The sequence below is a fragment of the Pseudomonas sp. AOB-7 genome, assembly GCF_003696305.1.
In the GTDB taxonomy this organism is placed as follows: Bacteria; Pseudomonadota; Gammaproteobacteria; order Pseudomonadales; family Pseudomonadaceae; genus Aquipseudomonas.
Genome location: NZ_RFFK01000011.1, coordinates 36,296 through 56,193, shown reverse-complemented (window position 1 = coordinate 56,193; position 19,898 = coordinate 36,296). Strand labels below are relative to the sequence as shown.

The 19,898-nt window shown below is 68.7% G+C and carries 21 protein-coding genes; 9 read left to right on the top strand and 12 right to left on the bottom strand.

All coding sequences use genetic code 11. The annotated features are described in order from the left end of the window. Positions 1-55: 55 nt before the first annotated feature. The 7 genes from ggt to EA796_RS18355 form a co-directional block, all read right to left on the bottom strand. The gene (gene ggt / locus EA796_RS18385; protein ID WP_122109652.1) at positions 56-1,714 is read right to left on the bottom strand and encodes a gamma-glutamyltransferase; all 1,659 of its coding nucleotides are present in this window, start codon (positions 1,712-1,714) and stop codon (positions 56-58) included. Between the two features lie 109 nt (positions 1,715-1,823). Beyond that, complete coding sequence (locus EA796_RS18380) at positions 1,824-2,075, bottom strand: YfhL family 4Fe-4S dicluster ferredoxin (protein ID WP_004373873.1); 252 nt, start codon at positions 2,073-2,075, stop codon at positions 1,824-1,826. Between the two features lie 189 nt (positions 2,076-2,264). Beyond that, entirely contained in the window at positions 2,265-2,747 is a 483-nt protein-coding gene (coaD, locus tag EA796_RS18375) for a pantetheine-phosphate adenylyltransferase (RefSeq protein ID WP_122109651.1), read from the bottom strand. Positions 2,748-2,822: 75 nt separating this feature from the next. After that, complete coding sequence (locus tag EA796_RS18370; protein ID WP_122109650.1) at positions 2,823-3,194, bottom strand: phosphopantetheine adenylyltransferase; 372 nt, start codon at positions 3,192-3,194, stop codon at positions 2,823-2,825. Position 3,195: 1 nt separating this feature from the next. Continuing rightward, on the bottom strand, positions 3,196-4,788 hold the full coding sequence (locus EA796_RS18365) for a GMC family oxidoreductase (RefSeq protein ID WP_122109649.1): 1,593 nt from the start codon (positions 4,786-4,788) through the stop codon (positions 3,196-3,198). Between the two features lie 129 nt (positions 4,789-4,917). After that, a complete protein-coding gene (locus tag EA796_RS18360) occupies positions 4,918-5,463 on the bottom strand; it encodes a twin-arginine translocation pathway signal protein (protein ID WP_122109648.1) in 546 nt (181 codons plus the stop codon). Positions 5,464-5,505: 42 nt separating this feature from the next. Beyond that, positions 5,506-6,936, bottom strand: a complete 1,431-nt coding sequence (locus tag EA796_RS18355; protein WP_122109647.1) for a coniferyl aldehyde dehydrogenase — start codon at positions 6,934-6,936, stop codon at positions 5,506-5,508. A 224-nt stretch (positions 6,937-7,160) separates the two neighbouring features. Here EA796_RS18355 and EA796_RS18350 point away from each other — a divergent pair, with 224 nt between their 5' ends. Next, positions 7,161-7,820 carry a TetR/AcrR family transcriptional regulator gene (locus EA796_RS18350; protein WP_122109646.1) on the top strand — a complete coding sequence of 220 codons (660 nt, stop codon included), beginning with the start codon at positions 7,161-7,163 and terminating at the stop codon, positions 7,818-7,820. 55 nt (positions 7,821-7,875) lie between these two features. On the opposite strand, the gene EA796_RS18345 is transcribed toward EA796_RS18350, so the two are convergent. The 4 genes from EA796_RS18345 to EA796_RS18330 all read right to left on the bottom strand — a co-directional run bounded on the left by EA796_RS18345 (position 7,876) and on the right by EA796_RS18330 (position 12,467). Next, entirely contained in the window at positions 7,876-8,862 is a 987-nt protein-coding gene (locus tag EA796_RS18345; RefSeq protein ID WP_122109645.1) for a hydrolase, read from the bottom strand. 155 nt (positions 8,863-9,017) lie between these two features. Further along, positions 9,018-9,629 (bottom strand): 16S rRNA (guanine(966)-N(2))-methyltransferase RsmD, encoded by a 612-nt coding sequence (gene rsmD / locus EA796_RS18340; RefSeq protein ID WP_122109644.1) that lies wholly within the window; start codon positions 9,627-9,629, stop codon positions 9,018-9,020. Continuing rightward, positions 9,629-11,104: a pitrilysin family protein gene (locus EA796_RS18335; protein WP_122109643.1), complete on the bottom strand. Its 1,476-nt coding sequence runs from the start codon at positions 11,102-11,104 to the stop codon at positions 9,629-9,631. The genes rsmD and EA796_RS18335 overlap by 1 nt, the downstream gene beginning before the upstream one ends. Beyond that, positions 11,094-12,467, bottom strand: coding sequence for a pitrilysin family protein (locus tag EA796_RS18330; protein ID WP_122109642.1), 1,374 nt, complete (start codon positions 12,465-12,467; stop codon positions 11,094-11,096). The genes EA796_RS18335 and EA796_RS18330 overlap by 11 nt, the downstream gene beginning before the upstream one ends. A gap of 142 nt (positions 12,468-12,609) precedes the next feature. On the opposite strand from EA796_RS18330, the gene ftsY reads away from it, so the two are divergent. The 5 genes from ftsY to EA796_RS18305 all read left to right on the top strand — a co-directional run bounded on the left by ftsY (position 12,610) and on the right by EA796_RS18305 (position 17,402). Then, a complete protein-coding gene (ftsY, locus tag EA796_RS18325; RefSeq protein WP_122109641.1) occupies positions 12,610-14,079 on the top strand; it encodes a signal recognition particle-docking protein FtsY in 1,470 nt (489 codons plus the stop codon). Next, on the top strand, positions 14,076-14,744 hold the full coding sequence (gene ftsE, locus EA796_RS18320) for a cell division ATP-binding protein FtsE (RefSeq protein WP_021444353.1): 669 nt from the start codon (positions 14,076-14,078) through the stop codon (positions 14,742-14,744). The genes ftsY and ftsE overlap by 4 nt, the downstream gene beginning before the upstream one ends. Further along, positions 14,744-15,763, top strand: coding sequence for a permease-like cell division protein FtsX (gene ftsX / locus EA796_RS18315; protein ID WP_122109640.1), 1,020 nt, complete (start codon positions 14,744-14,746; stop codon positions 15,761-15,763). Before ftsE ends, ftsX begins: the two co-directional genes overlap by 1 nt. A 111-nt stretch (positions 15,764-15,874) precedes the next feature. Then, positions 15,875-16,729, top strand: coding sequence for an RNA polymerase sigma factor RpoH (rpoH, locus tag EA796_RS18310; protein WP_031303194.1), 855 nt, complete (start codon positions 15,875-15,877; stop codon positions 16,727-16,729). Between the two features lie 61 nt (positions 16,730-16,790). Beyond that, positions 16,791-17,402: a hypothetical protein gene (locus EA796_RS18305; RefSeq protein WP_122109639.1), complete on the top strand. Its 612-nt coding sequence runs from the start codon at positions 16,791-16,793 to the stop codon at positions 17,400-17,402. A gap of 39 nt (positions 17,403-17,441) precedes the next feature. Here the strand turns inward: EA796_RS18305 and mtgA are convergent, their stop codons facing one another. Next, on the bottom strand, positions 17,442-18,170 hold the full coding sequence (gene mtgA, locus EA796_RS18300) for a monofunctional biosynthetic peptidoglycan transglycosylase (protein WP_122109638.1): 729 nt from the start codon (positions 18,168-18,170) through the stop codon (positions 17,442-17,444). Between the two features lie 232 nt (positions 18,171-18,402). Between mtgA and EA796_RS18295 the strand changes: the two genes are divergently transcribed. The 3 genes from EA796_RS18295 to EA796_RS18285 all read left to right on the top strand — a co-directional run bounded on the left by EA796_RS18295 (position 18,403) and on the right by EA796_RS18285 (position 19,892). Continuing rightward, complete coding sequence (locus EA796_RS18295; protein WP_122109637.1) at positions 18,403-18,774, top strand: DUF423 domain-containing protein; 372 nt, start codon at positions 18,403-18,405, stop codon at positions 18,772-18,774. 102 nt (positions 18,775-18,876) lie between these two features. Beyond that, the gene (gene thiS / locus EA796_RS18290) at positions 18,877-19,077 is read left to right on the top strand and encodes a sulfur carrier protein ThiS (RefSeq protein WP_021442002.1); all 201 of its coding nucleotides are present in this window, start codon (positions 18,877-18,879) and stop codon (positions 19,075-19,077) included. A gap of 20 nt (positions 19,078-19,097) precedes the next feature. Further along, complete coding sequence (locus EA796_RS18285; RefSeq protein WP_122109636.1) at positions 19,098-19,892, top strand: thiazole synthase; 795 nt, start codon at positions 19,098-19,100, stop codon at positions 19,890-19,892. Positions 19,893-19,898 lie beyond the last annotated feature (6 nt).

The following is a 19,898-nucleotide window of genomic DNA, read 5'->3' as shown; positions in this document are numbered from 1 at the left end:
CCGGGCTACACCGGCTGTTGGCGCGGACGGGGGCTTGCGGTGCGCACGGCGCACCCTAGGGCATGGCCTCGCCGATACCGCGCGGGTCGCTGGCCGCCTGCACCTCGCCGCTGACCTTGTCCCACAGCAGCACCTGCTGGTTGCCGTACTGCCGCTCCAGTGCCTTGAGCTGGTGGCCGCGCGCCTGCAGCTCGGCGATCTGCGCGGTGCTGAAGGTATCCGGTTCGTGCTCGATCACATCCGGCAGGAACTGGTGGTGGTAGCGCGCCACCGCCGGCCAGCGCGCGATGGGCTGGCCGTCCAGGTATTCGAGCATGGCCAGCAGCACCATGCTGGGGATGCGGCTGCCGCCCGGCGTGCCGAAGGCGGCGAAGGCCGCGTCGCTCTCGATAAAGCTCGGGCTCATGGACGACAGCGGCCGCTTGCCGGCGGCGATGGCGTTGGCCTGGCTGCCGGCCAGGCCGTAGGCGTTGGCGCCCTGGATATCGGCGGCGAAGTCGTCCATCTCGTCGTTGAGCAGCACGCCGGTGCCGGGCACGGTGAAGGCGGCGCCGAACGGCAGGTTGATCGACAGGGTGGCGGCCACCGCGTTGCCCTCGGCGTCGAGCACGGCGAAGTGGGTGGTGTGGTCGCCTTCGTGCCAGGTGCCGGCCGGCGGCAGGCTGGCGCTGGGTGTGGCGCGTTCGGGGTCGATGCTGCCGGCCAGCACCGCCAGGTGGCCGGGCGAGAGCAGTCGTTCGAGCGGGTTGGCGACGAAATCCGGGTCGCCGAGCAGGCCGCGGTCGCGGTAGGCGCGGCGCAGCGCCTCGACCACATAGTGCACGCGCTGCAGCGGCTCGGCCTCGCGCCAGGGCAGCTGGCCGAGCATCGCCAGGCTCTGCGCCAGGGCCACGCCGCCGGCCGAGGGCGGCGGCGCGCTGATCAGCTCGCGACCGTCCTCCAGGGGGAAACGCAGCGGCGCGCGGCGCACGCTGCGGTACTCCCTCAGATCGTCCAGGCTCCAGATGCCGCCGGCATTGCGCACGCCGGCGACCAGGCGCTCGGCCAGGTGGCCGGCGTAGAACCCGGCGTGGCCCTGGGCGGCGATCGTCTGCAGGGTGGCGGCCAGCTCCGGTTGGCGCAGCCGATAGCCCTCGGCCGGTACCTCGCCGCGGTCGAGGAACAGCCGCGCGCTTTCGCTATCGTCGCGCAGCGCCGCCAGTCGCCAGGCGGCGCGCTCGCGGTAGACGCGGTCGACGGCGAAGCCCTCGTTGGCCAGGGCAATGGCCGGGGCCAGGCTGGTTTTCAGCGGCAGGCGGCCGTGGCGTTCAGCCAGCTCCACCAGCGCCGCCGGCAGCCCCGGGATGGCGGCGGCCAGAGCGCCGTTGAGCGACAGCTCGCGCTGCGCCTTGCCTTGGCGCTGGTACATATCGGCCTTGGCCTGCAGCGGCGCGCGCTCGCGGGCATCGAGAAAGTCGTAGCTCGGCCGGTCGCCGGCCGTGCGCAGGAGGAAGAAGCCGCCGCCGCCGAGGCCCGAGCCATAGGGCTCGACCACCGCCAGGGCGGCGCTGGCCGCCACCGCGGCATCGAAGGCGTTGCCGCCGGCGTCCAGCATCTGCTGCGCGGCGGCCGTGGCGGCGGGGTGAGCGGTGGCGATGGCGGCCTGCTGCGGCGCGGCCTGGGCCAGCAGGCTGGCGGCGAGCAGCAGGGTCGAGAGCAGGAGGTGGCGCAACATGCGATCTACCGAAGGCGGCTGGGGAAAGGGCGAAGCTTAGCAGCCTTGGTTTGTCGTGCGGGTGTGGCAGGCGGCGAACCGCTCGTGCGGCGGTTCGCCCTGGGGGCGGTCAGGCCTTGCCGGTGATGATCCGGTACTTCTGCATCAGCTCGTCCTTGCTCTCGACGTTGTTCTCGTCGAGCGGGATGCAGTCCACCGGGCACACCTGCTGGCACTGCGGCTCGTCGTAGTGGCCGACGCATTCGGTGCACAGGTTGGGGTCGATCACGTAGATCTCCTCGCCCTGGGAAATCGCGCCGTTGGGGCACTCGGGTTCGCAGACGTCGCAGTTGATGCAGTCGTCGGTGATGATCAGGGACATGGAACAACTCCTGTCGAGGCGGGACGCCGCGACACTATCGGACAACGGTAGGCGAATTGTGCCGGATTGGGCGGTGGCGCGCCATGTGCTGAGCGAGAGGCGGAGTCGGTGGGCGCGGCCTTTGTGGGAGCGGCTTCAGCCGCGAGCGGCCGAGTCATTCGCGGCTGAAGCCGCTCCCACAGGGGCTGGTCAGCGCTGGCGAAAGCGCTCGTTCAGCGCAGCGGCCACGGCCGGATGGACGAACTTGGAGATGTCGCCGCCGAGGGCCGCGATCTCGCGCACCAGGGTCGAGGAGATAAAGGAGTATTTCTCCGACGGGGTGAGGAACAGGCTTTCCACGTCCGGCGCCAGCTGGCGGTTCATATTGGCCAGCTGGAATTCGTACTCGAAGTCCGACACCGCGCGCAGGCCGCGCAGGAACACGTTGGCGCCCTGTTCCTTGGCGAAGTGCGCGAGCAGGGTGGAGAACCCCACCACTTCGACGTTGGGCAGGTGCTTGGTGACCTCGCGGGCCAGCTCCACCCGTTGTTCCAGGGGGAACAGCGGGTTCTTCTTCGGGCTGGCGGCGACGGCGATGATGACGTGATCGAACAGCCGAGAGGCGCGTTCGACCAGATCGCCATGGCCCTTGGTGATGGGGTCGAAGGTGCCGGGGTATAACACTCGATTCATCGGGACGTCCTGGCGGGTCGAAAAGGAGTCGGATGGTAGCGCAGCGCTTCCCTCAGGGCCAAGCGTGACGACAGCTCAGCTGCTGCGCAGGTGTAGGACGAGTGCGGGCACCAGGCAGGCCAGGGCGATCCAGTCGGCGATCACCACTCGGCGCAAAGCCTCATTGTAGACGGGAGCGCTCCATGCCAGCAGGAGGAAGGCGAGCACGCTGACCAGCCCGCCGATCAGGGCCGCGCCGCGTAACGCCGGGACGAACGCCGCGGCGACCAGCAGGGCGCCGAGCAGGCCGAACAGCACGGCGCGGTGGCGCATGAGGATCTGCAGGTTGGGCTCGTCCAGGGCGATGCCGTACAGCGCGTTGAGGCGTTCGCCACCCAGAACGCCGACCAGCGGCAGCAGGTGGATGACCCCCGCCACCAGCAGCAGAAAGCCGATCAGCTTGCTCATCTCAGGTCTTCAGGCGTTCGCCCAGCAGGGTGGCGAGCTTGGCGGTGAGGCCGTAGATCGACAGCTGCGGGTTGGCGCCGATGCTGGTGGGGAACAGCGAGCCGTCGTGAATCGACAGGTTGGCCAGCTGGTGATGCCGGCCCAGGCTGTCGACCACCGCCTGCCGCGGGTCTTCGCCCATGGCGCAGCCGCCCATCACGTGGGCGCTGCCCAGGCGGGTGCGGTACAGCGCCAGGTCGAGGTGCTCGATCAGGTCCTTGGCTTGCTTCCACGTCTTCACGTAACTGGCGTCGGCGTGCATCGGCATCACCGCGCGGGCGCCGGCGGCGAACTGGATTTCGGCCATGCTCAGGAAGGCGCGGCGCACGCCGTCCCAGCTGTAGTCGGTCATCCGGTAGTCGAGCACCGGGCTGCCGTCGCCGCGCAGCTCGACCCGGCCCTCGGCGCTGTCTTCGTGGAAGCCGTCGCGCAGCAGGGCGAGCATCACGTTGGTGTGCGGCAACTGCTCCATGCGCAGGGCGTTCTCGCGGCCGAAGTCGCCGAGCAATGTGGCGGTCAGCGCCGGCTGCAGCGGCGGCACCTCCAGCTTGTAGGAGAGGCGTCCGGCGGTGCCGTCGTCCCACTGGAAGTGGTCGGAGTAGAGCGACTGCGGCGCGCCGTAGAAGGGGTTGATGACCTGCTCGAACTGCGCGGCGGAGAAATTGACCAGGTGCAGGTAGGTGCGCCGGCCGACGCGCTGGTGCGGGTCGGGCGCCGCCGAGCGCAGCAGGATGCCCGGTGTGTTGATGCCGCCGCCGGCCAGCACGTAGTGCCGCGCCCTGACCCGGATGCGCTTGCCGTTGGGCGCCACGCAGCGCGGGTCCATGCCCAGGCAGTCGAGACCGACCACCTGGTCGCCTTCGATCAGCAGCTTGTCGGCGCGCGCCAGGTAGAGCAGCTCGCCACCGGCCTCGAGGGTGGCGGGGATGGTGGTAACCAGCATCGACTGTTTGGCGTTGGTCGGACAGCCCATGCCGCAGTAGCCGAGGTTCCAGCAGCCGCGCACGTTGCGCGGGATCGCCGCCCAGTGGTAGCCGAGCTTGTCGCAGCCGGCGCGGATCACCTCGTTGTTGGCGTTCGGCGGTACCGCCCAGGGGGCTACGCCCAGGCGCCGTTCCATCTGCTCGAACCAGGGCGCCATGGATGCTGCACCGTGGCCCTGCACGCCGTGCACCTCGGCCCAGTGCGCCAGGGTCTGCGGTGGGGTGCGGAAGCTGCTGGTCCAGTTGACCAGGGTGGTGCCACCGACGGCGCGACCCTGGAGGATGGTGATGGCGCCGTCCTTGCTCATGCGGCCGATGCCTTCCTGGTACAGCGACGGGTAGGCCTCGGCCTCCTGCATCCTGAAGTCGTCGCTGGTCTTCAGCGGGCCTTCCTCGATCAGCAGCACCTTGTAGCCGGCGGCGCTGAGTATCTCCGCGGTGGTGCCGCCACCGGCGCCGCTGCCGACGATGGCAACATCGGCTTCCAGGCTCAGGTCGTTTTCCAGGCGCGAGCCGTCGTATGTCTTCCAGCCCTTGGCAAGGCCTTGCTTGAACAAATCGGGTACAGGCATTTCAGGCTCTCTTCTTGTAATTCACGCAGGCCGTAGTGTGTCGCGAGGCCGCCTAGGCTGTGCGCACCGAGGTACCCGCGTCGCTTTCATGGTGCGCGCGGCGCACCCTACGACATCCGCGACAGGTCGTTAGACCTTAGGCGGCCCCGGGTAGCCGCAATGGGCCCAGGATTCCGGCCGGCTGTACCAGGCCATCATCACCAGCTGCAGCAGCGAGGCGTGGCCCATGCGCAGCAGGCTCAGGCTGCTGTTCTGCCAGCGGATGAGGAACTGCCGCACGTCATCGGCGCTGGCGTTGTCCCAACTGCCCCAGACCCCGGTCAGCGGGCCGCGGGTGACGGGCAGAGCGAGCACGTCGAACAGCTGCACCGTGAGTTTGAGCATCTCCGGCGACAGGTGCGCCAGGCTGTTGTCGAGGCTCTTCAGCGTGCCGTCGACGGCCTGCGGCATCTGCCCGGTATTGACGGCGCCATCGAGCATCACCGGGATCAGCGCGCGCAGAAAGGGCATATCGCTGCTGCGCAGGATCAGGTAGCCGCTGGCGGGCGTGCTGGCCGAACAGCCGCTCAGGCTGGCGGTCAGCCCGGCGGTGCCGAGCAGCGCCGTGCCCAGCAGGCCGACCTTGAGCAGGCTGCGCCGCGACAGCTGCGGCGCGTTCAGGGTGGTGTCGTTCATTGTTGTTGTCACCAGGCTTGGAACGGGCGTTGCCCGCGTGGATCAGCGTAGGAACAGCTTGTAGACCAGCTTCTGGATCGCCTTGCCGTAGGGCGGGTAGATCAGCCGCGCGGCATTGAAGCGCTGCTTGATGAACACGCCCTTGGCCTTGCTGAAGGTCAGAAAACCCTCGTGACCGTGGTAATGGCCCATGCCGGAGGGGCCGATGCCGCCGAACGGCATGTCGTCCTGGGCCACGTGCAGCAGGGTGTCGTTCAGGCACACGCCGCCTGAGTGGGTCTCGTGCAGCACGCGCTGCTGCTCGCGCCTGTCGTAGCCGAAGTAGTACAGCGCCAGCGGCCGTGGCCGTGCGTTGACGTAGGCGAAGGCGTCTTCCAGGCGGTCGTAGGGCAACACCGGCAGCAGCGGGCCGAAGATCTCGTCCTGCATCAGCTTCATCTCGTCGTTGACGTCGAGCACCAGGCTCTGCGGCAGGCGCCGGCCCTGAGCCTCGGGGTACAGCGCGACGATGCGCGCGCCCTTGGCCTCGGCGTCCTGCAGGTAGCCGGTCAGACGCGTCAGCTGGCGCTCGTTGATGATCGCGGTGTAGTCGGGGTTGTCCTTGAGCGCCGGGTAGAAGCGCTGCACCACGTCACGGTAGGCGGCGACGAAGCCCTCCACCCGGTCTCTGGGCACCAGCACATAGTCAGGCGCCACGCAGGTCTGCCCGGCGTTGAGGGTCTTGCCGAAGGCGATGCGCTCGGCGGCGTGCTCCAGCGGCACGTCGGCCGAAACGATGGCCGGCGACTTGCCGCCCAGCTCCAGGGTCACCGGGGTGAGGTTCTCGGCGGCGGCGCGCATCACGTGCCGGCCGATGCTGGTGGCGCCGGTGAACAGCAGGTGGTCGAACGGCAGCTTGGAGAAGGCCATGCCGACTTCCGCCTCGCCCAGGGCGACGCTGACCAGATCCTCGGGGAAGATGCGCGCCAGCAGGTCCTTGACCAGCTGCGAGGTGGCCGGGGTGGATTCGCTCATCTTGATCATCACCCGGTTGCCGGCCGCCAGCGCGCCAACCAGCGGGCCGATGGCGAGAAACAGCGGGTAGTTCCACGGCACGATGACGCCGACCACGCCCAGCGGCTGGTAGACGACCTTGGCCGCGGCGGGCATGAACTGCAGGCCGACGCTGCGCCGCGACGGCTTCATCCACTGCTTGATGCGTTTGCTCGCGTAGTGGATGCCGTGCAGGCTGGGCATCAGCTCGGCGAGCAGGGTTTCGTCGGCCGAACGGTTGCTGAAGTCCTCGGAGATCGCCGCCACCAGTGCGTCCTGCTGCTGGGTCAGCAGCTCGCGCAGGGATTTCAGCCACTGCATGCGTTGCTCGGCCGATGGCATGGAGTTGGCGGCGAAGGCGGCGCGTTGCAGGGCGAAGGTGCGTTCCAGCTGGTTGATCTGCTGTTGGCTGTGCTGCAGGTAGGCGATGTCGGCGACCATGGGGTTTCTCCTCGACGGTCCAGCTGGGCGATGCGCGACGGGGCGCGTGGGCGTGCTGGATTTTTAGAGCAATTGCTCTAATGTGTCAAATAGCATGGCGCGCCAAGGGCGTTGCCGCAGCCTAACCAAAGGTCAGCGGTGCGCCGATCGAGGGCTGGGGGTAACACCCAGGGCGTTTCTGCCTGTACCTTTGCCGCTTTCCCACCACGAGACCGAGCCGCGCCATGGCGCCACCCAAGACCCGCGAGCGCATCGTTCAAGCCAGCCTGGAGCTGTTCAACAGCCAGGGCGAACGCAGCGTCACCACCAACCATATCGCCGCGCACCTGGGGATTTCGCCGGGCAACCTGTACTACCACTTCCGCAACAAGCAGGCGATCATCGCCGAGCTGTTCGCCCAGTACGAGGCGCAGGTCGACGGCTTCCTGCGCCGGCCCGAGGGCCGCGCGCTGACGGTGGAAGACAAGACCTTCTACCTGGAGGCGCTGCTGGCGGCGATGTGGCACTACCGCTTCCTGCACCGCGACCTCGAACACCTGCTGGAGGCCGACGCCGAGCTGGCCGCGCGCTACCGCGCCTTCGCTCGCCGCTGCCTGGTGGGCGCCCAGGCGATCTACCAGGGTTTCGTCGAGGCGGGCATCCTGCTGATGAGCCCGGCGCAGATCGAGGCGCTGACGCTCAACAGCTGGATCATCATGACCTCCTGGGTGCGCTTTCTCTGCACCGCCGGCGCCAGCCCGGACAACCTCAGCCAGGACATGCTGCGCCGCGGTATCTACCAGGTGCTGGCGCTGGAGGGCGGCTATATCGCCCCCGCCGCGCGCGAGGCGGTCGAAGCCCTGTACGGCCGCCTGCATGTGCCGCTGGAGCAGGTGTTGGGGTGATCGGCTGGCGCCGTGACGCCCCCCTTAGCCCGGACTGCATCCGGGCTACGGCAGGTCAGGCGCCCAGTGCTGCCAACCACTCGGGAATCCGCCGTTCCAGGTAATACCCGGGCCGGCGCGGGCTGCCGTCGACGAAGCCGACATGGCCGCCGCGGGCGTGCAGTTCGAACTCGGTGCCGGGCGCCAGTTCGCCGGCCTCCGGCAGGCTGTGGCGGAAGATGAAGGGATCGTCCTCGGCCTGGATGATCAGCGTCCGCGTGCGGATCGCGCCGAGGTAGAAACGGCTGGAGGCGCGCCGGTAGTAGTCCTGGGCGTCGGCATAGCCGTGCAGCGGGGCGGTGACGCGCCCGTCGAAGTCCCAGAAGGTGCGCATGCCGTGCAGCGGGCCGAGGCGTTCCAGCACCGACAGGCGTTCGCCCTGGCCCTGGGCGGCGAACAGGCGCTGCTTGTTGCTGACGTAGGCGACCATCTCGCGCATGAAGTGCGCCTGGTAGACCCGCGAGAAGCCCAGGCCGATGCGGTCGGCGCACTGATCCAGGCGAAACGGCACCGACACCGCCACCGCGCCCAGCACCTGGCTTTGCGCGCCGCTCTCGCCGAGGTACTTGAGCAGCACGTTGCCGCCCAGCGAATAGCCCACCGCATAGAGCGGCGCCATCGGCCGCTGCGCGCGCAGATGGGCCACGGCAGCGGCCAGGTCCTCGCTGGCGCCGGAATGGTAGCCGCGCGGCAGCAGGTTGGGCTCGCCGGAGCAGCCGCGCCAGTTCAGTGCCACGCTGGCCCAGCCGCGCGCGGCCAGCGCCTGCTGCAGGCCGAGCACGTAGAGCGAACTGGAACTGCCGGTCAGCCCGTGCAGCACCAGCACCAGCGGCGTGCGGGCCTCGTGCGGGCCGTGCCAGTCGAGATCGAGAAAATCGCCGTCGTCCAGCCACAACCGCTCGCGCCTGCGCTCCAGGTGTGGCGGCTTGCGGCACAGCGGGTTCCACAGGGTCTGCAGATGCGGGCCGGGGAGCCACCAGGCGGGTTGAAAGCTGTTGGTCATGGCGAGGACGAAAGGTGAGCAGGGCTTCAGGCTAGAGGCTTTGCCGGTAAAACAGAAGCCTCGGCGGGCCAACCAAGGGCTGCATCCAGGCTACGCAGGTTCCAGCTTTGTAGGGTAGGCATGCCAAGGGCTTGTCCACCACATCGATGTCTACCCTACGCGGGCGCAGTGCTGCGCTGCCACAGCGCGTAATGCACCTGGCCGGTGTGCTTCTCGCGGTGCAGGCGCCAGTTGCCGGGCAGGCCGAGGGTCGAGGGCGCCGTTTCGCTTTCGGTGTAGACCCAGGCGTCGTCGGCCAGCCAGCCCTGGGTTTCCAGCAGCTTGCAGGCATTCTGCAGCAGGTCCTGGTGGAACGGCGGGTCGAGCAGGACGATATCGAAACGCCGCGGCGCCGGCCGCGTCAGCAGTTGCAGGGCGTCGCCCTGCTGGATCTCGCCGTCAGCGCACTGCAGCGTCGCCAGATGGCCGCGCAACGCCGCCACCGAGGCCGGGTTGAGGTCGCAGGCCAGGCCGCTGGCGGCGCCGCGCGACAGCGCCTCGAGCAGCAGTGCGCCGCTGCCGGCGAAGGGATCGAGCACATGGGCGCCCTCGACATAGGGCGCCAGCCAGTTGAACAGGGTTTCGCGCACCCGGTCCGGCGTCGGGCGCAGGCCCGGGCCGTCGGGGAAGGCGAAGCGCCGCGAGCGCCACTGGCCGCCGATGATGCGCAGCTGGCCCTGGCCGCCGTGGGGCTTGGCGGCCGGCTTGGGCGGAGTGCGGCCGCGCATCAGTGCGGCACCGCGCTGGGCAGCTCGGCCGGCTTGTCGCTGGGCGGCGGCAGTTCCTGCTGGGTCACGGTCGGGCCGGCCGTCACCACCAACAGCGCCTCGGGGTCGAGGTGCTTGGCCATGGCGGTCTTGACCTGCTCGACGCTCAGCGCCTGGACGTCGCGCATAAAGTCGTCCAGGTAGCTCAGCGGCAGGTCGTAGAAGCCCATGCTGGCCAACTGGCCGACGATATCGGCGTTGCTCGCGGTCGACAGCGGGAAGCTGCCGGCCAGCTCGCGCTTGGCGTTGTCCAGTTCTTCCTGGGTCGGGCCGCTCTGCAGGTAGTCGGCGAGCAGCTGCTTGACCAGCTTGAGGGTGCCCTCACTCAGCTCGGCGCGGGTCTGCAGGTTGATCATGAACGGGCCGCGCGCCTGCATGGCGCTGAAGCCGGAGTAGACGCCGTAGGTCAGCCCGCGCTTCTCGCGCACCTCGCTCATCAGGCGGGTGCCGAAACCGCCGCCGCCGAAGATCTGGTTGCCCAGGTAGAGCGCGGCGTAGTCCGGGTCGCGGCGGTCGATGCCGAGCTGGGCGATCATCAGGTGGGTCTGGTTGGAGGGGAACTCGATATGGCTAGGGCCGGGAGTCGGCGGCTGCGGTTGGGCGATGCGCGGCAGCGCCGGCCCCTGCGGCAGGGCGGCGGAGACCTGCGCGGCGATGGCCTCGGCCTGCTCGCGCGACAGGTCGCCGACCAGGGCGATCACCGCGTTGCCGGCGGCATAGGCGCGGGCGTGGAAGGCGGCGAGCTGCTCGCGCTCGATCGCCGGGATGGACTCGGCGTTGCCGTCGCTCGGGTGGGCGTAGGGGTGATCGCCGTACAGGCGCTGGAACAGCTCCAGGCTGGCCAGCTTGCCGGGGTTCTGCTTCTGGAACTCGAAGCCGGCCAGCAGCTGGTTCTTGATCCGTGCCAGGGCCTCTTCGGGGAAGGTCGGCTGGCCGAGCACCTCGGCGAACAGCGCCAGCGCCGGCTCGCGCTGCTCTTTCGCGCTCAGGCTGCGCAGGCTGGCCACCGCCATGTCGCGGTAAGCGCCGTTGCCGAACTCGGCGCCGAGGCCCTCGAAGCCGGCGGCGATGGCGCCGACGTCCTTGCCCGGCACGCCCTCGTTGAGCATGGCGTTGGTCAGGGTGGCCAGGCCGGGCACGCCGTCGTCCTGGCTGCTGCCGGCGGCGAAGGTCAGGCGCAGGTCGAACATCGGCAGCTCGCGCGCTTCGACGAACAGCACCTTGGCGCCCTGTTCGGTGTGCCAGGTCTGGATATCCAGGCTGCGTCGGGTCGGCGCCTGGCCATTCAGCTCGGCGAGCGATTCCAGCTTGGCCGGCGCCTCGGTGGCGCTGGCGGTCGCCTTGGCCTCATCGGGTTGGCGGTCGCAGCCGCTCAGGGCCAGGGTGGTGCTCAGGGCCAGGCCGAGCAGGGCGATGCGCAGGTGCTCAGTCTTCATGGCGAGACTCCTCATGACGAGCGTCCTCGGGCAATACATGGGCGACGCTCAGGCGGTCGCGGACGAAGAAGGTGCGGGCGGCCTGCTGGATGTCCTCGGGGGTGACGGCTTCCAGCTCGGCCAGCTCCTGGTCGATCAGCTGCCAGGACAGGCCGACGGTCTCCAGCTGGCCGATGCTGGTGGCCTGGCTGGTGATGGAGTCGCGCTCGTAGACCAGCCCGGCGATCACCTGGGCGCGCACGCGGGCCAGCTCTTCGGCGGATGGCGGGCTGTTCTTCAGCTCCTCCAGCTCGCGCCACAGCCCGGCTTCGGCCTCGGCCAGGCTGCGTTGCTTCTGCACATTGGGCGTGGCGCTCAGCACGAACAGGCTGTCGCCGCGGGCGAAGGCGTTGTACCAGGCGCTGGCGCCGGAAACCAGTTCCTCGCCACGCTCCAGGCGGCTGGACAGCCGCGCGCTGTAGCCGCCGTCGAGCAGGGCCGCGGCCAGGCGCAGGGCGTAGGCCTGGCGCGGCGTCTCGGCGGTGGCCAGGCCGGGCACGTTGAAGCCCATCAGCAGGCTCGGCAGCTGGGTCTTCAGATGCAGCGTGGTGCGCCGCTCGCCGGCAGCCGGCAGTTCCAGCGGCAGCTTGGCGCTGGGCACCGCGCGGCGCTCGATGGCGCCGAAATAGCGTTCGGCGAGAATCTTCACCTCGGCGGCGCTGACGTCGCCGACCACCACCAGGGTGGCGTTGTTCGGCGCGTACCACTGTCGATACCAGGCGCGCAGCTCGTCGATGTGCATGCGCTCGAGGTCGGCCATCCAGCCGATGGTGGGGATGCTGTAGCCGCTGGCCGGATAGGCCATGGCCTTGAAGCGCTCAAAAGCCAGCGAGGAGGGACGGTCGTCGGTGCGCAGGCGGCGCTCCTCCTTGATCACCTCGATCTCCTTGGCGAACTCCGCGGCCGGCAGCTGCAGGCTGGCCAGGCGGTCGGCCTCCAGCTCCAGGGCGACGCCCAGGCGGTCGCGCGCCAGCACCTGGTAGTAGGCGGTGTAGTCGTCGCTGGTGAAGGCGTTCTCCTCGGCGCCCAGTTCGCGCAGGATGCGCGAGGCTTCGCCGGGGCCGAGCTTGCGGCTGCCCTTGAACATCATGTGCTCGAGGGCGTGGGACAGACCGGTGGAGCCGGCGGTCTCGTAGCTGGAGCCGACCTTGTACCAGAGCTGGCTGACCACCACCGGGGCGCGGTGATCCTCGCGGACTATGACCTTGAGGCCGTTGTCCAGGCTGAATTCGTGGGTCGGTTGCGGGGCGGCGGCCAGCGCCGTCAGGGGCACGCAGAGGGCGCCGAACAGCAGGCCGAGGGAGCGGCGGGCAATGGCATTCATCGAGAGTCTGACCTGTCGGATGGCCTGGGCGGTCGTACCGCCGGCGGGCGAAGAGGTGCTAGGATACCCCATCCTTTTCCGGGGCGGCGCAGCCGGGCGTATCAGGCTGTAAGCGACCGCCCCCTTGAGATGCAAGCGACCCATGTTTGGTTCCAATGACGACAAGAAGTCGCCGGCCGCGGCCGGCGCGCAGACCCCGCCTGTGACCGAAGAAAAGAAATCCCTGTTCGGCTGGCTGCGCAAGAAGCCGGCCGAGTCCGCCGCGCCCGCCGCCGAGGCGTCCTCGAGCGCGCCGGACGCGGTGCCGGCGCCGAGCATCGAGTCGCTCGCCATCGAACCACAGGCCCCCGCCCAGCCGGCGGCCGAGCCCGAGCCCGAGCCCGAGCCCGCGCCGCTGCCGGTCGCCGAAGCGCAGCCGCAAGCGCCGGCCGAACCGGTGCCTGTCGAAATTGCTCCCAGCCTGCCTGCGCAGCCCGCCGCCATCGACGAAGCGGCGGCCGGCGCAGCCCCAGCGCCGCGCGCCGACGACAAGCCCGGGTTCTTCTCGCGCCTGCTCGGCGGCGACAACGCCCCCGTGCCGCCGGCTGCCGAGGTGCCCGTCGCCCCTGAGCCCGTGGCCGCGCCCGTCGTTCCGCCCAGCGAGACGGCGGTCGCCGCGCCGCTGCCGGCCACCCAGGACAAACCCAGCTTCTTCGCCCGCCTCAAGCAGGGCCTGAGCAAGACCAGCGCCAGCCTCGGCGAGGGCATGGCCAGCCTGTTCCTCGGCAAGAAGGCCATCGACGACGAGCTGCTCGACGAGCTGGAAACCCGCCTGCTCACCGCCGACGTCGGCGTCGAGGCCACCACCGCGATCATCGGCAACCTGACCCGCCGCGTGGCGCGCAAGGAGCTGGCGGACAGCGGCGCGCTGTACAAGGCGCTACAGGAGGAGCTGGTCGGCCTGCTCAAGCCGGTCGAGCAGCCGCTGCTGATCGACGTCGCCAAGCAGCCCTACGTGATCCTCGTGGTCGGGGTGAACGGTGTGGGCAAGACCACCACCATCGGCAAGCTGGCCAAGAAGCTGCAACTGGAAGGCAAGAAGGTCATGCTCGCCGCCGGCGATACCTTTCGTGCTGCCGCGGTGGAGCAGCTGCAGGTGTGGGGCGAGCGCAACCAGATCGCGGTGATCGCCCAGCACACCGGCGCCGACTCGGCCTCGGTGATCTTCGATGCGGTGCAGGCGGCCAAGTCGCGCGGCATCGACGTGCTGATCGCCGACACCGCCGGCCGCCTGCACACCAAGGACAACCTGATGGAAGAGCTGAAGAAGGTCCGTCGGGTGATCGGCAAGCTGGACGACACGGCGCCGCACGAGGTGCTGCTGGTGCTCGACGCCGGCACCGGGCAGAACGCCATCAACCAGGCCAAGCAGTTCGACCAGACGGTGAGCCTCACCGGCCTGGCGCTGACCAAGCTGGACGGCACCGCCAAGGGCGGGGTGATCTTCGCCCTGGCCAAGCAGTTCGGCCTGCCGATCCGCTATATCGGCGTCGGTGAGGGCATCGACGACCTGCGGCCGTTCCAGGCGCAGGCCTTCGTCCAGGCACTTTTCGAGGAGCGCGAGCAGGGATGATCCGATTCGAGCAGGTCGCCAAGCGTTATGCCAATGGCCATGTCGGGCTGCACGAGCTGAGTTTTCGCGTTCGCCCCGGCGAATTTCTCTTCGTCACCGGCCACTCCGGCGCCGGCAAGAGCACCTTGCTGCGGCTGCTGCTGGCGATGGAGCGGCCGACCAGCGGCAAGCTGATGCTGGCCGGGCATGACCTCTCCACCATCACCAATGCGCAGATTCCCTTCCTGCGTCGGCAGATCGGCGTGGTGTTCCAGAATCACCAGCTGCTGTTCGACCGCACGGTGTACGACAACGTCGCCCTGCCGCTGCAGATCCTCGGCCTGGCCAAGCCGGAGATCGCCAAACGGGTCGGCGCCGCGCTGGAGCGGGTCAGCCTCAGCGACAAGGCCGCGCAGGCGCCCGGGGATCTGTCCACCGGCCAGCAGCAGCGCGTCGGCATCGCCCGCGCCATCGTCCACCGCCCGGCCCTGCTGCTGGCGGACGAACCCACCGGCAACCTCGACCCGCGCCTGGCCGCGGAGATCATGGGGGTGTTCGAGGACATCAACCGGCTTGGCACCACCGTATTGATCGCCAGTCACGACCTGGCGCTGATCGCGCGCATGCGCCACCGCATGCTCACCCTGCAACGCGGTCGCCTGATCGGCGACGGGGAGGCTGCCTGATGAGCGCGTCGAAGATGCCGCCACCGCAGCCGGCCGAACGGGTCGGCGCGGCACCACGCAACAAGGTCAGCGACCAGCTGCCGGAAGACGGCCCGGATTTTCGCACCCTGCTGCATGCCTGGCTGGAAAGCCACCGCGCCAGCCTGGTCGACAGCCTGCGCCGCCTGGCCCGCCAGCCCATCGGCAGCTTCTTCACCTGCCTGGTGATGGCCGTGGCGCTGAGCCTGCCCATGGGCCTGGCACTGCTGCTGGACAACGTCGAGAAGCTCGGCGGCTCTTGGCAGCGTGCGGCGCAGATTTCCCTGTTCCTCGAACTGGAGGCCGGCAAGCGCGAGGGCCAGGCCCTGCGCGAGCAGATCGCGGCGATGGACGACGTCGCCGAGGTCGAGTGGATTAGCCGCGAGCAGGCGCTGGAGGAGTTCCAGCAGCTGTCCGGGCTGGGCGAGGCGCTCAAGGAGCTGCCGCAGAACCCGCTGCCGGGAGTGATCCTGGTGACCCCGGTGGAGGTCGACAAGGCCAAGCTGGAAGCCCTGCGCCTGCGCCTGGCCGAGTTGCCGCGGGTGCAGCAGGCGCAGCTCGACCTGGTCTGGGTCGAGCGCCTGACGGCCATCCTCAAGCTCGGCGACCGTTTCGTCTTCGGCCTCAGCCTGCTGCTGATCCTCGCCCTGCTGTTGGTGATCGGCAACACCATCCGCCTGCATATCGAGAACCGCCGCGCCGAGATCGAGGTGATCAAGCTGGTCGGCGGCACCGACGGCTATGTGCGCCGGCCCTTCCTTTATATGGGCGCGCTGTACGGCATCGGCGCCGGCGTATTCGCCTGGCTGCTGCTGGCTTTCGGCCTGGATTGGCTGAACGATGCGGTGGTACGGTTGGCCGGCTTGTACGGCAGCGATTTCGCCCTCGGCGGGGTGCCCTCGTCCGATGGTCTGTCCCTGCTGCTCGGCGCCGTGCTCTTGGGCTATATTGGCGCCTGGCTGGCCGTGGCGCGTCATCTCAACGAATTGGCGCCTCGGTGATAAGTCATTGTTTTCATTGATATTGACTATCTGTAACGGAACTTATCCACAGGATCCGCGTCAGATGGCGCAGTGCTAAACTGCACGAGTTTCGTGAATCGGAGGATTCGAATGTCCACTTCCTTGCAACCTGTTCATGCTCTGGTTCCAGGCGCCAACCTGGAGGCTTACGTGCATGCGGTCAACAGCATCCCGCTGCTGACGCCGGAGCAGGAGCGCGAGCTGGCCGAGAGTCTCTACTACCAGCAGGATCTCGAGGCCGCCCGGCAGATGGTGCTGGCCCACCTGCGTTTCGTCGTACATATCGCCCGCAGCTACGCCGGCTACGGCCTGGCCCAGGCCGATCTGATCCAGGAAGGCAACGTCGGCCTGATGAAGGCGGTCAAGCGCTTCAACCCGGAAATGGGCGTGCGCCTGGTGTCCTTCGCCGTGCACTGGATCCGCGCCGAGATCCACGAGTTCATCCTGAAGAACTGGCGCATCGTCAAGGTCGCCACCACCAAGGCGCAGCGCAAGCTGTTCTTCAACCTGCGCAGCCAGAAGAAGCGTCTGGCCTGGCTGAACAACGACGAAGTCACCGCCGTGGCCAAGAGCTTGGGCGTCGAGCCGCACGAAGTGCGCGAGATGGAAAGCCGCCTGACCGGCCAGGACATGGCCTTCGACCCGGCCGCCGACGCCGACGACGACAGCGCCTTCCAGTCGCCCGCGCATTATCTGGAAGACCACCGCTACGACCCGGCTCGCCAGCTGGAGGACGCCGACTGGAGCGACAGCTCCAGCAGCAACCTGCATGAGGCCCTGGAAAGCCTCGACGAGCGCAGCCGCGACATCCTTTACCAGCGCTGGCTGGCCGAGGAGAAGGCGACCCTGCACGACCTGGCCGCCAAGTACAACGTCTCGGCCGAGCGTATCCGTCAGCTCGAGAAGAACGCCATGAACAAGCTCAAGGGCTCCATCGCCGCTTGAGTCATGCACGCGAATCAAGCCGCACCCGGGTGCGGCTTTTTTCTGTCCGGAGAAAATGCCTGTGAACAGACCGCCGTTGAAAGCGCAGCACTGGCTGCTGTTCGGCCTCGTCGCCGCGCTGTTCTTCGCCTGGGGCGCCTGGCTGATGCGCAGCGGCGAGGTGACGCCGGTGGCCGATCTGCCGCGGTGGCGCGACGCGCTGCTGCAGCCGTTGGCGGAAGAGCGCCTGGCGCTGCGCGAGGTGCAGGCGCTGGCGCCTGGCGAGCTTTGGTTGCAACCGCGCCTGGATGGCGCGCGGGTGCTGCACCGGGCGGAGCTGGCGGGGGCCGAGGGCAGCTGGGCGCTGGAGGCCGAGCTGGCCCTGAGCGAGGCCCAGGGCGACAGCCTGCTGGCCGCCCAGGGCTTGCGCGCCGGCGATGCCGAACAACTGCTGGGTACGGCGCTGGCCGAGCAGATGGCGGGGTTTGTCGTACGCGCGGTGAGTCTCAAACCGCCGGCCGCTCTGGCCGCCGAGCGCGTGGCGGCGACGCTGGGTCAGCCGCGGCTGAGTCTGGAACTGGCCGCGGGGCAGGCCTGGGTCTATCCACAATGGGGGCTGACGGTGCATCTGCAGGGCGATGAGGTCGAACTGCTGCATGCCGTGCCCAAGCGCGCGTTCGCGCCTCGTCCCTAGGCCGCGCGCACCGATGAAAGCGGCGTCACCCGGCGCATGCTACAGCCATTTCGGCCACCAGCTGGGCCTGACCGGCTTGAGCTGGTTGAGGTAGTGCCCGCCGCCCAGTTGCAGCGACTGCTGGCGAATCCAGGCGGCGCGGCGGGCGACATAGCGATCCGGGCGGCCGGCGCTCCAGCGCAGCGGGTTGGGCAGCACCGCCGCCAGCTGGCTGGCCTGCTGGCGATCCAGATAGGGCGCGCCGACGCCGAAGTGATGCTGCGCGGCCGCCTCGGCGCCGAAGATGCCGTCGCCCCATTCGACGCTGTTGAGGTAGACCTCGAGGATGCGCTCCTTCGACCAGAGCAGCTCGATCAGCGCGGTGAACCAGGCCTCCAGGCCCTTGCGCAGCCAGCTGCGGCCGGACCAGAGGAACAGGTTCTTGGCCACCTGCTGGCTGAGGGTGCTGGCGCCGCGTAGCGAGCCACCGCTCTGGTTGTGCGCCAGCGCGGCCTGGATGGCGCCGAGGTCGAAGCCCCAGTGTTCGGCGAATTTCTGGTCTTCGGCGGCGATCACCGCCATCTTCAGGTGATCCGGCAGCTGGTTCCAGGGCCGCCACTGGCGCTTGAGCTCCAGCGGCTGTTGCGTGCCCCAGGACGCGAGCTTGCGCTCGAGCATCAGCGCCGTGCCGGGCGGCGGCAGCCAGCGCAGGGCGAGCACCAGCAGTGCGCTGGCCAGCATCAGCCAGAGCACGAGTTTCAGCAGGCGGCGGGTCAGGGTGCGGAGCATCGGAGTCCGGGGTGAGCGAGAAAGGCGCTATTAAATCAAAAAAATGCCGGGAGCAATTTTTGACGTTGCCTTTGGCGGCCTGCTGGGATGGTAGGCAACAAGGACGACGCGTTTTTTGCGGAGTCTTTAGTGGTTGAGGCCTCGGCGGCCGTGGGTGCGACACTGACAATCCCTGGGCAGGCCGGTTCAACGGTTAAACTGCGCCGATTTTCCACTGCGCCCTGGAGGGTATATGGCTCGTCTCTGGTTGTTGTTATCGGCCTTCGCCGGCTTTACCGGCGTCGCCCTCGGCGCCTTCGCCGCCCACGGGCTCAAGGGGCGCCTGAGTCCGGAGCATCTGGCGGTGTTCCAGACCGGCAGCCACTACCAGCTGATCCATGCCTTGGCCCTGTTCGGTGTTGGCCTGCTGGCGCTGCAGGCACCGGGGCGCCTGGTCAACCTGGCCGGCGGCGCCTTCGCCCTGGGTATCCTGCTGTTCTCCGGCAGCCTCTATCTGCTGACCCTGAGCGGCATCGGCAAGCTGGGCATCGTCACCCCCTTCGGCGGTGTCGCCTTTCTGCTGGGCTGGCTGTGCCTGGGCCTGGCGGCCTGGAAATTGACCTGACTCGGGCGTCAGATTTGAGGACGAATGGCGCCTTTTAGCCTTGGTCGCGGCTGGCTATCGGGCTAGAATGCCGGCCCTCTTCCTAGTTGTGACCGAGCCGTCATGCGCATTCAGTTGAATGGTGAACCCTTCGAGCTGCCCGACAACCAGAGCGTCGCGGACCTGCTGGCCCGTCTCGACCTGGCCGGGCGCCGCGTGGCGGTCGAGCTCAATCTGGACATAGTTCCACGCAGCCAGCACGACAGCACCCGGCTCGCCGAGGGCGACCAGGTGGAAGTGGTGCACGCCATCGGCGGCGGTTGATCCCCTTGAGGAGTTTCTCCATGAGCCAAGTTCGCAGCGACAAGCCCTTCACCCTGGCCGGCCGCACCTACCAGTCGCGTCTGCTGGTCGGCACCGGCAAGTACAAGGATATGGACGAGACCCGCGATGCCATCGCCGCCTCCGGCGCCGAGATCGTCACCGTGGCGGTGCGCCGCACCAATATCGGCCAGAATCCGGGCGAGCCGAATCTGCTCGACGTGATCAGCCCCGACCAGTACACCATCCTGCCCAACACCGCCGGCTGCTACGACGCCGCCGACGCCGTGCGCACCTGCCGCCTGGCGCGCGAGCTGCTCGACGGCCACAAGCTGGTCAAGCTGGAAGTGCTGGCCGACCAGAAGACGCTGTTCCCCAACGTGATCGAGACCCTCAAGGCCGCCGAGATTCTGGTTAAGGACGGTTTCGACGTGATGGTCTACACCAGCGACGACCCGATCATCGCCCGTCAGCTGGCGGACATGGGCTGCGTCGCGGTGATGCCGCTGGCCGGCCTGATCGGCTCGGGCCTGGGCATCTGCAACCCCTACAACCTGCGCATCATCCTCGAAGAGGCTAAGGTGCCGGTGCTGGTCGACGCCGGCGTGGGCACCGCCTCCGACGCCACCATCGCCATGGAGCTGGGCTGCGAGGCGGTGCTGATGAACAGCGCCATCGCCCATGCCGACAACCCCGTGCTCATGGCCCAGGCCATGAAGTACGCGGTGGAAGCCGGGCGCCTGGCCTATCTGGCCGGGCGCATGCCGAAGAAACTCTATGCCAGCGCGTCGTCGCCGCTGGATGGCCTGATCAAATAACGAGTT